10 protein-coding genes are annotated in these 13,469 nt (G+C 37.4%); all 10 read left to right on the plus strand.

What is annotated here, in order from left to right:
* Positions 1–607: 607 nt before the first annotated feature.
* The 10 genes from JG29_RS01260 to JG29_RS01305 all read left to right on the plus strand — a co-directional run bounded on the left by JG29_RS01260 (position 608) and on the right by JG29_RS01305 (position 13,317).
* Positions 608–2,254: an SLAP domain-containing protein gene (locus JG29_RS01260; RefSeq protein ID WP_045922153.1), complete on the plus strand. Its 1,647-nt coding sequence runs from the start codon at positions 608–610 to the stop codon at positions 2,252–2,254.
* Positions 2,255–2,430: 176 nt separating this feature from the next.
* Positions 2,431–3,318 carry a glycoside hydrolase family 73 protein gene (locus tag JG29_RS08945; RefSeq protein ID WP_282431996.1) on the plus strand — a complete coding sequence of 296 codons (888 nt, stop codon included), beginning with the start codon at positions 2,431–2,433 and terminating at the stop codon, positions 3,316–3,318.
* Between the two features lie 211 nt (positions 3,319–3,529).
* Entirely contained in the window at positions 3,530–4,447 is a 918-nt protein-coding gene (locus tag JG29_RS01270; RefSeq protein WP_045922154.1) for a peptidoglycan recognition protein family protein, read from the plus strand.
* 169 nt (positions 4,448–4,616) lie between these two features.
* Positions 4,617–6,233, plus strand: a complete 1,617-nt coding sequence (locus JG29_RS01275; RefSeq protein ID WP_045922155.1) for an SLAP domain-containing protein — start codon at positions 4,617–4,619, stop codon at positions 6,231–6,233.
* 134 nt (positions 6,234–6,367) lie between these two features.
* Complete coding sequence (locus tag JG29_RS01280; RefSeq protein ID WP_052696264.1) at positions 6,368–7,252, plus strand: glycoside hydrolase family 73 protein; 885 nt, start codon at positions 6,368–6,370, stop codon at positions 7,250–7,252.
* Between the two features lie 160 nt (positions 7,253–7,412).
* The gene (locus tag JG29_RS01285) at positions 7,413–8,213 is read left to right on the plus strand and encodes a hypothetical protein (RefSeq protein ID WP_045922156.1); all 801 of its coding nucleotides are present in this window, start codon (positions 7,413–7,415) and stop codon (positions 8,211–8,213) included.
* 228 nt (positions 8,214–8,441) lie between these two features.
* Positions 8,442–8,942, plus strand: coding sequence for a sigma-70 family RNA polymerase sigma factor (locus JG29_RS01290; protein WP_045922157.1), 501 nt, complete (start codon positions 8,442–8,444; stop codon positions 8,940–8,942).
* Positions 8,943–9,072: 130 nt separating this feature from the next.
* Positions 9,073–10,557 (plus strand): hypothetical protein, encoded by a 1,485-nt coding sequence (locus tag JG29_RS01295; RefSeq protein ID WP_045922158.1) that lies wholly within the window; start codon positions 9,073–9,075, stop codon positions 10,555–10,557.
* Between the two features lie 107 nt (positions 10,558–10,664).
* The gene (locus JG29_RS01300; RefSeq protein WP_045922159.1) at positions 10,665–11,675 is read left to right on the plus strand and encodes an AI-2E family transporter; all 1,011 of its coding nucleotides are present in this window, start codon (positions 10,665–10,667) and stop codon (positions 11,673–11,675) included.
* A gap of 70 nt (positions 11,676–11,745) precedes the next feature.
* A complete protein-coding gene (locus JG29_RS01305) occupies positions 11,746–13,317 on the plus strand; it encodes a hypothetical protein (protein ID WP_045922160.1) in 1,572 nt (523 codons plus the stop codon).
* The last annotated feature ends 152 nt before the right edge of the window (positions 13,318–13,469 follow it).

Below are 13,469 nucleotides of genomic sequence, written 5' to 3' on the forward strand. Positions count from 1 at the left end.
TTAAAACAGTACTCTAAAGAAAATGATTTAAAATCGCTAATTATGATGTGTCCCAATATGAATAGTAGGACTTGTAATTTTAGCTATACAAAATTCTACTTGCCTCCTTTATGGATAATTTGAGTGCAAATCTCCCATAATAGGCTGATTTGATTAGTTTAATATTGGAGCAGTGGTCAAAGCAGAAATACAGCCAAAAAGTGTAGTAAATATTTATTAAGAAAGCTGTTGGATTAGCAGTGATGGCACTTCTTGAGCTGAGTTTAATATCCAAGAGCAACGCTTGAAGATTTAATTTTTAATAACCCAGTATTTGTAATATTTTGTTTTCAAATATTTCATTCATGTAACAAAATAGTTACGATCTTAAAAAAGGCCTAATAATTAGCGAATAATACTTGCAAATAGGAACCATTGCGTTAAAATAAGTTTTGTTGGTATTGCGATATTAGATCCAATGATACTTAAACAAAAAAACAGCGTTGACGACTACCGATTAACTTCATTCAGCGCATATTGTTTTTTGAAAAAAGCTTGTTTCTGTGTTATATTGGATATGGTATCAAAATTATAAATTATGAGATTATTTGAGGAGGAATACCAAAATATGAAAAAATCTTCATTAATGGGTGCAAGTGTTGTTGCAGCGGCTTTGTTGGCTGCAGCACCAGTAGTTGCTCCTGTTGCTAGTTTAGCAACACCAGCTACACAAGAAGTTAAAGCTGATACAACAAGTGACACAATTGATAGAATTCAGAAGGGAGCTACTGGTACTACCTTAATTAAGGAGGGTAGTGGCGTTGGTACTATTTCTGATTTTAAGGACAAATTCACTAATGACAATGTAGCAAACTTACTGCAAGGTCATTATGTAAATCCAACCGATCCTGAGCCTATAGATGCTAATCCTGCTGGTGCACTTGTGTTGGATAGTGGTGATACTAATCATTTAACTACTACTAATCAATTTTTACAATATTTCTTCAACGGTACTCAGGGTATCGATTTAATGAATTCTGCGAATAAAACTTATGCTAAGTCTCTGTATTACACATTAAGCTTTAATTATAGTAATGCTATTGGCACTAATAGTCATACAATTAATAATGGCGAGAATTTAAATCAGTTAATGAATGATTTAAAGACTAATGGCGGAAAAATTACTATGACAATGCAGTTATATGATGCTACAAAGAAGGCATTATCAAATGGTGCTATTACTAGTACTGTAAGTTATAATGTAAATAATAACCGAGCAGCATATGTTTCATATAATGATTCACTAAATGCTAAAGTTAATGACAGTGCTGATGTATTTGCACTATCTAATTCCTTTGTAAATGGTGGCGGCAAGATTCTTAACTACAATGGTCAAGATATTACTCAAGCTGCCTACAATGCTGGTGCTATAAATATCGCACAGCTACATGATGCTAATGGACATGCTTCAGGTGAAACTGGTTCAGTTGTTAATGGTAATTTTGTTAAAACTGGGATCTTTTATCAGAGAATAAAAATTGATCTTACTAAACTTGGATTAGGTCTTCCTGACAGTGTTTCTTGGGCTGATGCTGTAAAAAATGGTTTAATTACGGTTAATGGTCAAAAACCAAGTCTTACTAATGCTGATGCTAATGTTTTCATGTCAGCAAGGGTTGATGGTGGTAATGGTGTATCCTCTACAGTAGATGCAGAACCAGTTCCGTATGGTACTTTAGTCTTAAAGCGGACTATTAATGTTGGTTCTACTAACTTCGGAACAAAAGATGAAAAAGTTGATGGTATTGTAACTGTTCACACATCTGATGTTACTACTGCACCTCTTTATGATGAGGATGGTAATGTCATTGTAGATCGTTCTGTAATAAATAAATCCAAGTGGAAAACTAATCTCAAGCGGACAGTTTACGCAAATGGTAAAGTATTCTACCGTGTATCTACACATGAATATATTAGTGCTGACCAAGTAACATTTGAAGCAACTGATACTTCTAGTTCAGCTGATGTTGTTAAGGGTGATGTTGTAGTTACTCCATTACCAAGTCGTAAGGTTATCAAAGTTAATAATGCTGGTACAATTACAGATCTTTGGAATAAGAGTGATGACAACAAGAGTATGACACGTAACCCTGACCGTCATGTTCCAGGTGAAAGTTCATGGCAAACTGACCAAACTGCAACAGTAAATGGTATAACATACTATCGTGTATCTACAAATGAATGGATTAACGCTAAATTTGTTACTTTACAGTAATCGTTAAGCTTTAGTTGTTAAGGACTCACATCTGTGAGTCCTTTTTTATTTGTCTATAATTACCATATAATATTTTGCTTTATTTCGCTTTTGTTACAATTTCTCCCAGCTTATTGCAAAATTCGAAATAAGCCTTTAACATGAAAGGGTAGATTAACTAGGGGGTCTATATAGAAGTGAAGAAAAGATTAATGGCGTCATTATTTGTTACTTGTTCGGCATTGTGTACCTTGAATGCTGGAATGATTCAAAGCGCAAGTGCAGCAACTCAAGATACGGGTATTGCGCACGCATCTAATATAGCTACAGATTCTGTAGGAACTGCCGCTGTTACCAAGGCTGCTCCCAGCAGTTTAGAACAGCAATTTATTACGACTATTGCTCCTATAGCGCAAAATTCAGCTAATAAGTATCGTTTATATCCATCAGTAATGATGGCTCAGGCTATTTTAGAGAGTGGCTGGGGTACTTCGGCTGCCTGTCAAGCACCTAATTATAATTTCTTTGGGATTAAAGGTGACTATAATGGTGCCAGCTTTAATATGCCTACTAAAGAATGGAGCAAGGATAAAGGCTACTATACCGTCGATTGTTATTTTAGAAAGTACCCTAATATGGAAGCTTCTTTTGACGATAATGGTAATAAATTACGGAACGGTCTTAGTTGGAACGCTTCTTATTATAGTGGTACTTGGCGGGAAAATACCCAAAGTTATAAGGATGCGACATCTTGGTTACAGGGACGCTATGCTACTGACCCTAATTACGCAGCCAAATTAAATAATTTAATTACAACTTATAATTTAACTCAATATGATGTTACTAATGGTCAAGTAGACTCTGTTTCTGCAGAGTCGCAGAACAATTTTCATGTTGTCCGCACTAATAGTGACCGACAATTTTACCGCCTTTATTCACCTTCGGGTAATCCAATTGTAGATCGAGCGCTACTGGCTAATACTGATTGGCGCAGTGATCAAGTTCAAACCATTAATAACGAACAGTTTTACCGGGTTTCTACCTTTGAATGGGTCCGGGCTGTGGATGTTACGGTTATTAAGTAATTTATTAATCCTGTCAGCTGATAGCGAAGAAATAATTGTCAATCTTATTTCTTCGCTATTTTTATGAGTACTTCATATCATGATCTTTGACCTATATTTTTTTAGTTATACAATTTTTTTTCTTTTTTGTTACACATTGCTTACAACTATTGTCATGAATTTTAAAAGTTGATATATTTGTCTCATAGAGATTAAAAAAGGAGATTTTTTGATGAAAATAACACACTTTTTATCTCGATGGTTCACCGCACTAGTGGCTTTGGGTGCTGTGGCTATCGGGTTAGGTTTTGCCCAATCAGCTAAAGCTCAAACAATTAATGAATATATTGAGCAAAATAATATTCAGCCTAATGAAATTCAACGAGTTAATGGGACATTTGATGTTAAGATTGATTATCGTATTGGTAAACCGGAAGGAGTCGTAATTCACGAAACCGCTACTCCGGGTGCTACAGCTTGGAATGAAGTGACTTACTTCAATCGCGAATGGCGCAACGCCCAAACTTATGTACATGCCTTTGCCGATGCTAATCATATCTTGCAAATTCATGATACTGATTATGGTGTTTGGGGTGCAGGTCCTTGGGCTAATAGCCGAATGATACAAATTGAATTATGTCAAGAAAGCACATGGAGTAATTTTGTTCGTTCCGTTAATAATCAGGCCTATTTTACCGCTGTGATGCTCAAAAAATATGGCTTAACACCTTCATTAGCTGATGGTAAGGGCTATGGAACCATTTGGTCACATTATGCAATTAATCAGTATCATCCCAGTGCTGGTGGTCATGTAGATCCAATTACTTACTTTAATAAATGGGGCTACACAATGTGGCAGTTCTATCAGTTAGTCCAATATCACTATAATCGGTTAAACAATGCCAATGCAACCGATAATAATTCAAAAAATGGAATTATTCGAATTAATAATAATACACAATTTATTACATTATATGAACATGAAACAGACAGTTCTATGAAAATATTAGTTGATAGACATTTGCTTTCAGGCACTGACTGGCAAACTGATCAAACTGTATCCTACCAAGGAGAAACCTATTACCGGGTTTCTACTAATGAATGGGTGCGCAGTTCGGATTGTACAGTGATTAAAGCTATTCCGCAATAGAAATAATTATTAATTGTTAACAATGGTCGGGGAATTTTTTTTCTTACCATTGTTTTTTAGTGTCTGTAATTATTACATTTTGTTAATGATTATGGCCAATGTATGCGCACTCACAGATATTTGTGGTATATTGAACATGGAAAATTAAAATCTTAGGGGGAATGAATAGATGAAAAGGTCTTTGATTTTCAGTACTAGTATTATTAGTGCTGCACTATTGGCGCTGGCGCCTTTAGCAGCTGCACCAGTCACCTTAGAAGCCACGTCCGCACCCGTTGTGCAAAAAGATAATTTGCCAAATCCTGAAGTAGTGAAGGAAGCTTTAAAAAAAATTCAGGACTCTTTTAAGAGTGCTGACACCGATATTACTAATCCAGCTTTATGGAATAAGTATGCTTCTCAAAGTAGTAAAATTACGGGAGTTACACAACCGACAGATCTTTTTAATAGCAAGGTTCCCGGTTCTTTTGCTGATCTTAATGATGGTACTAAATCTGTCAAAATAAACAATGATTTAAGTAATATTTTTCAAATTGATACCTCAAAAGACAGTTTAAAATTAACAGCGGCTGAAAAACAGGCTTTGACAGATGCTGGGATTAAATTTACTTCCAAACTTGTTGTTGTTGACGCAAAGGGAAATAATTATGTTGTAGGTGATGGGGTAGAGACCGGTGAAATACAAGCTACGGCGCAAGATTTTGAACAAAATGTTAAGAAAATTATTACTGATGGAGGTTCCTTACAGCTTAATTATGATTTTTATCGAGGTACAGACGAGTCCGGTAAGCCTATAAAATTTGGTTATCCTATAAAAGTCACCTTAAGTTTTAAGAATCCTGTTGTCGCTAAAGATGGCATAGAAGCTGTAATTACACCGACTAAATCAGCTGCCAAGGTGGGTGATAAGCTTGCGGATTACCTACCAACTTCAGCTGATGATTTAAAGTTTGAAAATGATACGGACGGTAGTCTTGATAATAGTGATTTAAATTACTATGTTGATTTAAGTCGCAATATTAAAGATAGTGCAGGCAATATTATTTCTGGGGATAAATTCACTAAACCTGGAGATTATACCAGAACTGTCACGATTGATTTTAAGTCGATGATCGGTCCTAATTATCAAAAAAATCTGGAGAATGGCAAAATTAAGATTAAGTTAGCTGGTAAAGAAATTACCTTAAAAGATGGAGTAGCTAACTTTGATGCCAAGAATGGTAAGTATAGTTATAATCAATTAATCACGGTCACTGGAACTGCTATTTCTGATAATAATAAAGAACCGGTTATTAAAGATGAATCGGTAACAGGAGTAGTTAATGTCAAAGAAAATTCTAATGCCGCAGTCGTTCCGTTATATGATCCTCAAGGGCGGATTATTATTGATCGGTCCTTACCAGTCAAGTCCAGTTGGCGAACTGATTCTTTACGAACCATTAATGGCGTGAAGTATTATCGGGTTTCTACTGAAGAATATGTTAAGGCTAGCCAGGTAAGTTTTGATGATTATTCTGCTGCTCAAATTAATGTAGGAGTTATTAGTGGTGGTTTTATTAAGAATAGTATCGATAATATTTTTCAAGTTACTGGCGTAGGTCTAACAGGATTATGGAGAATTTCTGACGATGGCAAGAGTATCATCGCAAAAGATAATCGCTGGTTAGCTCAAAATAGTTTATGGTATACTGATCAAAAAGCAGTTATTGCCGGTATTACTTTTTATAGGGTCTCAACAAATGAATGGGTCAAAGCAAATTCCGGTAATTTAATCAAACAAGAATAAAATGGTTCAAGAAAGTAAAATTCCTGTTGTAAAATTTACGACAGGAATTTTTTATACACTTGTTTTCAGGTTTTAAGTTGAATTCTTCTGTAGAAACCACTATGATAAAAATAGTTTGTCAGGAGGAATAATTTTTGAAAACGAAAAAATGGACGCTGCCGTTATTGGTTAGTTTTTTAGCTGCTGGCAGTTTGTTGCTGTCTCAGCCTGCCCAAGCGGCTAGTCATAGTAAATCCGAATTAACTACTGTTACCAAATCCTCATCTTTAGCGGACTTTAGCGCGAAATTGCCGCTAGCAACACAAGAGCAGTTTATTAATAAGATTGCCCCCGCAGCTCAAAAAGCCGCTCAAACCAATGGTTTATATCCTTCAGTGATGATGGCCCAAGCAATTTTAGAAAGTAATTGGGGTACTTCCACTGCCAGTCAGGCTCCTAATTATAACTTTTTTGGTATTAAAGGAAACTATGCGGGGGCAGGAGTGGCACTGGCAACAAGTGAGTGGAGTGCGGAGCATGATTTTTATCAGACAAACGCCACTTTTCGCAAGTATCCGAATATGGCAGCTTCTTTTCAAGATTATGCCCAGATTCTCCGGCAGGGAATTGCCGGTGATCCTAATTATTATCGCGGCACTTGGCGCCAGAGTACTACCAGTTATCGCGATGCTACTGCTTGGCTGCAGGGTCGCTATGCGACTGATCCAGATTATGCAGCTAAACTTAATCGCCTCATCAAAAACTATCAATTAAATAAATATGACGGTAGTGATGCGGCTGCTAATGCGGCTGTTTCTTCTAATAGTTCGACCAATGCTGCCAGTTTTAAAGTTAAAGCGCGCGCTGATCAAGGACGCATTAATCTCTATTCGCCATTAGGAGTAGCTTTGCCCGGACGCCATTTAAATCCTAATACTACTTATTCTTGCAGTGAAGTTCGTTATATTAATGGCCAAAAGTTCTATCGCTTGGCTGCTTATGAATGGCTGCAGGCAACTGATGTCGAAGTATTATCCTAATTTAATCGAGAAGACTCGAAGAGATTCGAGTCTTTTTTATTTGGGCCAGACTTTTGAGCAATTTGGAAAAGAATTAAAAAAATAATGACAGCGCCTTCATTTATTGCTAAAATAAAGATGCTACATGTGATTTTTTTAATTCAATTAAAAAGGAGATTTTATGCTATTACAAATACAAGATCTGCCCCGTAAAGTGACCAAAGACTTTTTACTGCAGCAAGTGACTGCCCGTAAGATTAAAGCCGCTCCCCAATTTCAATTTAGTAATCAAGTTATTGCTTTGTTTAATTTGCAGCCTCCAAGTTCGAATTTACCCCTAACTGTGGCTCTGGATTATCAACAAGGATTAATTATGACGCCGCGCACTACCCGCCAGCTGCTTAATGATTTTAGTCATCAAAGTATTTTTAACTTTCAACAATCCCGCATGTTGGTCCGACAAACGCAGCATCCCCATTTTTTACCTTTAATTTTGGGGCGGGCGGCTTATTTGCCTTTAGCAGGGGTGAGCCACGGTTCAACCGATTGGGTTGGTTTACATTGGCAGCAGGATTGTTGGCAAAATACCCCGGCTAGGCAAGCTGAATTCATTACCCTGCAAAACAAAATTTTGCAATTTACATATAGTTCTTATCGTAATTTAGAAGACGCGGTTCATTTAACTTCTTATTATAGTGAGTATTTATGCCGCATTTTACAATTGATTGTCCAAGCTTCCGGAGCCCAGTTAGTGAGTTTGCCGGCTGCCGGTTTAATGCACCAGTTTGCGCAGTGCTCCTGTCGTTTGCATCGACAATTGCCTCAGACTAATTCTGAGGTCCGTCAGTTCTTACAAAGCTTTCAGGACTGGACTTTGCGGCAAGTGGCCCATTTTTCAGAACTGCAACTATCAGCCCCTTTACAAGAGCAGACTCTCAAATTTTGGCGTTCGGAATTGGCTGCCGTGCATTGCTTATGGTAAAGCAGCAGCTTCTAACTAATAATTAGCCCTGAAAAAGGGCTTTTTTTTTAAGAAAATTTTTTCCCGCTATTACTATCTTTAAATTAACTTTGGGGCCGCAATTTTTTCTGAGAAGTGTAGTTATTGCTATTTTTTAATAACTTACTGCAAGTAAAAATTCTAATAAAAACTTGCTATCCTACAATTACCGCAAGCGCTTGTGGAATATAGCAGAAGGGATATTTCACAATGATAGTACAACATGATCTGGCCACAGGTTTTCAATTGGCAATAACTAACGTAGCAGTTATTTATGGAGCTGTGAAACGGGCTGGAGTTTACCGCAGTAACAACTTATATGCAGATTTGATCCAAGAAGCTTATTTGACTTATGCGCAAGTTTGGAGTCACAGCCGCTTATCAGTGGCCGAATTTCAGCCGTATATTTTTCAAAGAATAGTTTGGCGCACACAAGATTTATTGCGTCGGGAAAGATATCGGCAAAATCATGTCGATGTCACCGACCTTATTCTCACCGCTCCACAGGTTGCAGAACCTTTATTCTGGCAAACAGAAGTACAGCAAGTGGTAGGACAATTAACCGTGCTGGAACAACAGGTTTTGTGGCAACATTTAATCAGAGGCCAAAATCTCAAAACCTTAGCAGCCGCTTTGCACGTCAGTCCGCGTTATCTTCGCAAAATCCGCGCCCAAGTGCGCCAAAAGCTGCGGCCATTATTACAAAAATAATTTGAATAATAGTTTTCAACGAGTCTGATCCAGCTTAAGATCAGGCTCTTTTGCTTTTTTTAAGAAAAGGGAATAATTCTTCTTGAGATTTTGTTTTCAAGTAATGCTATAATTTTGCTGTGAGGTCAAAATGAAATTAAAACATTTATGGGGATATTTAGTTTTACTTATTATTGGATTCAGCTTGGCTGGCTGTCAACCCGAGCAACCTTTAAACCAGAAAGTCACTAATACTGATACCAGCTGGTATCTCTACCAAAATCAGGCTGTTGGCCCGGGTAATTTGCTGCGATTAAATTTTTATAACAATGAAACTGTGAGCGTGAAAAAAATTTCTTGGTTTAATCATCATTCCGGCTCCAATATTTTGAATGCTGACTTTGGAAATCCCCATTATCGTCTTAATCGGGATGGAAAAGAAATTACAATTAACACTACCCCACCACGGATGGTTTTAGCTCTGAAAAAAAGTTATCAACAAACCCTGCATGGTTACACTCTGAAGGGATATTTGGTAATTTATCAAGGCGAAACTTGGAAATTAGGTCGTATTACTCATATTAATCATAAAAAAGCGCGCGCTTATCAAAAGAAACGTCCTGCTCATTCGGCCATTAAAGTGGCCAGCAGTGATAAATTAGGTCCCAGTTTAATGAAGCATGTGGTCAATCCGGCCAAAGCAAAAGCTGAGAAAACAGTCCAATTAGCTGGGCGTTCGGTTGCCGGCAATTATAATTATCGGGCTTTACAGGGCAACAGTCGGGTTTACGGGCATTTAGAAATAGGAGCCGATGGCGTATTTACGAACACTTTATATATTCATGCGGCACAAAGCAAAGCTAATCCAAAAGTCGATAATCCTTTAATTATGCAGCAACAAACTTCATCCGGTTACTTATTTAGTCTTTACGGTAAATTATATCTGCGGCCGTTAAATTTATTAACGGTGAAATATTTTACGCAGGGCCAAAATCTGGACAATCCTGCGATTAAGGCCATTAATTTAGCCACCAATACTGCTAAATATGGTAATAATATCGATCAAAGCCGCTGGCGTTTGGAATGGGGCCAAAAAGATTTATTGCTGTATACCCAAGATTTGCAAAATTTCCCCGGTGCTGATGAAGGGACTGAACCCACCATTCATCTACATTTGACTGAGCAGACCAAGCCACAACTAACGCAACAGTATCAACAGATTTATCAACATTATCGTGACTTACAATCCCAGCCGGTGGCTTCGAATGCGGATTTACGGCAGTATGTCGGGGCCGTAGCTGCCAAAAATCAAAGCCGCGTAGCCGGTATTGGGGTGAATATGAGCGGCAAGTTTAGTATTAATCAGCCAGCAGCCAGTTATGCCGGAGTGGATCGCAAAGGACAAAAACAGCCTTTGATGCAGTATTTGACTTTGATTGAACCAGCCATTTTACAAGAGAAAAAAGATGCCCATACTGTCAGTACGCCTGCAGGAGAATTTTTAATTTTTGGGGTCTTAAATAATAAGTTATATTTGTTGGAACAGCCTGATGCGGACTCCCAAACAGTATCTTGGGCGCCTTTTCATGATTTTCCGCTACAATTACCAGCCGCCAAAATTACCTGGAATAAGTAATGAGTTGTGGCTTTCAAGGGCTTTTGCAAATTGGCGGGTTGAACAACTTGCAGCTGTGAATTTTTTTGTTATGATGTAATTTAAAAGTAAGACTCACGGAGGCAGTAATGAAAATTTATCAAGCTTTTATTAAAAATGTTCCTTTACGCCGGATCTGTGTTTTATTGGCTTGCATTTTAATGATTTGGCTCCTAAGAGCGATGATGAGTACTGTCTTATTGACTTTTATATTTACCTTTTTATCGGTCAATTTTATTCGCTTAATCCAAAGACATTGGTCGCTGAGTCCATTTTGGATTATTACACCGGTTTATGTAATCATTATCGGCTTAATCTATTTGTTAGCAACCCATTATATTCCTAATATCATTGACTCGACAGTGGGTTTAATCAAAAAGGTGTTTGATTTTTACGACAGTAATAAGAGTCAAAACGATCCGCTGATTGCCTTATTGGTTGAAAGCGTGAAAAACTTCAAGTTGGATGAGCAGATTAAAACCGGTTTAACGGAAGTGTGGCGCTATGTCACTAATTTGGGAGCAATTGGTTTTACGATTGTCATTTCTTTTCTCTTAAGCTATTTTTATAGTTTCGAAGTGGATTGGATGAATGACTTTGGCCGCTCCTTTGAAAAAAGCAAATTAAATTGGTTATTTCAGGATATTCATTTTTTTGCCCGTAAATTTGTGAATACTTTTGGAGTTGTTTTAGAAGCGCAAGTCATTATTGCAGTTATTAATACACTTTTAACGGCGATCGCTTTAACAATTTTAAAATTTCCCAGTGTTCCCAGTTTAGCGATTATGGTCTTTTTCTTATCTATGATTCCGGTGGCAGGAGTGATTATTTCTTTAATTCCGTTATCGATTATCGGCTATACTGTGGGTGGCTTGCAAACAATGGTCTATGTCTGGATAGCCATTTTGGCTATTCATGCTTTAGAAACTTATGTATTAAATCCCAAATTAATGTCAAGTCGGACTCATTTGCCGATTTTTGTGACTTTTGTGGTTTTGTTAGTTTCCGAACAACTTTTGGGAACTTGGGGGTTAGTGGTCGGAATTCCGATTTTTACCTTCTTTTTAGATGTTTTAGGAGTACAAACTTTAAATAAGTGAAATTATTTATTTTGGTATTCTAGGATAAGTGTTATTATAAGGGTAGGACTTTGAGGAGTGAGGTAGCGTTATGGCATTATTTAAACATGGGAAAAAGCAACAGCCAAAATCAGAACCAAATCAACAGTCTAACAATCAACAACAGCCGAGTCAAGCAGCAAATAATTTTCCACCGAATAATCAACCAGCAGGTAATCAATATTTTCAAGATGTACCTGATTATCCAGTCAATAATTCAACTGCTAATACTCAGCCGCTAAGATCTATGCCGGAGAGAAATTCTGCCGCACAGCCAGCTGCACCAACCGGTTCTCCAGCCCCACAGCAAGCACCAAGGACAGACGCACCAGCGAATAATCCGGCTGGTCAGCCGATGCAGCAACGGCCTTTAAGTACCCAATCGCCAGCGGCAGTCAGCCATCCGCACGGTTCTTTAGAAAATTGGGAATACACTGAAAAACAATTAAAAGAATTAGAGTCCCACCAAAAGGAATTAAAAAGTCAGTTAAAAGTACAGCTGCTCAGCAGTCGGACATTTTATAGCCACTTAATCCAAAGTAAGCAGTCTGTGCACTTGGATCGAGGAGCCATTGAATTAGAAGTACAGAAGATTCAGCGGATTAATGATACCTTAAGGTATTGGTTTGGAACCGATATGATTTCAGGTGATGTTTTTTTTAGCCATGACCGGAAGTATTTTATTGTCCAACCCGGTCTTTTAGATCCGGAAAATCAAAAACGGGAACAGATGGCTGATTTAGCTTATTACTTAGATGACCATAATGTTTTACCATCAGTAATAACTTTAGATTACGACGAAAATCTGTATGGCAGATGGCAGTCTTATTTGGATGATGGCATTGTGAATCCAGAATCTAATTTGGTGAACATTTATGATTATTTTCAGACTGAGGGTCTACAAGGAACGAAACCAATTCAAGGCCCGAATACCGGCATTGAAATTAGCCCGCAAGCACATGTAGAAAATGATGATGAAAACAATATTGACCGTGTTTACTTAGGTAATGACTTAGTAATGCAGATTACTAAGGATATTGAAGGGCGTCCGGCTAATATTGATCATTACCATGGTAATGAAGTTATTAGTTCTGATTATCTGGATGAACAGGGGATTAATCGTTTGACGAAGGTCTTTAATCCCCGTAATCCGGAAGAAATTATGGATGAATTTTATTATCGTCTAGATAATTCGTTGGCCATTGTTAAAAGTAAAATGAATGGTGAGCCGTATATTCAAGTGATGAATCGGTCCAATATTTTAGTGAAGAGCTTTGATACTGAGCAGGACTTTATTGTTTGGTGGTTAGCGGAAAAAATCTTAGATGATAATTCAACAATTATTGTGCCTTTAAGTTCGCCAATTCATCAGGCTTTATTAGAACAAAGTAATGGTCATTTTAAGGTCTTGCCGTTTGTGGACAATTATGCGAATGAACAGACACAACTAGCTAATATTTTAGATAATACTCAATTATTAAGTGATGGTATCTTGGTTAATAGTGAAGATGCCCAGCAAGAAGTCAGTCAAGCCAGCCAAGGCAAAGTGAATGTTTCTTTAATTACTAACTCTAATAAAAATGATAATGCGGCGCCGATAGAAAGCACTAATACCGCTAATTAAATACAAGGAGTAATTTCAGATGAGATGGCAATCTCATCTTTTTTAGTGGCTGGATTTGAGGAATATTAAAGCGCCCTTGGTTCGCCAATGATAATTGAGAATGTGCATTGACACACATTTTCTGAAAACATATAATAATGAGGATGATAGTA

Origin of the sequence: Bombilactobacillus mellis (assembly GCF_000967245.1) — a bacterium.
GTDB classification, from domain to species: domain Bacteria; phylum Bacillota; class Bacilli; order Lactobacillales; family Lactobacillaceae; genus Bombilactobacillus; species Bombilactobacillus mellis.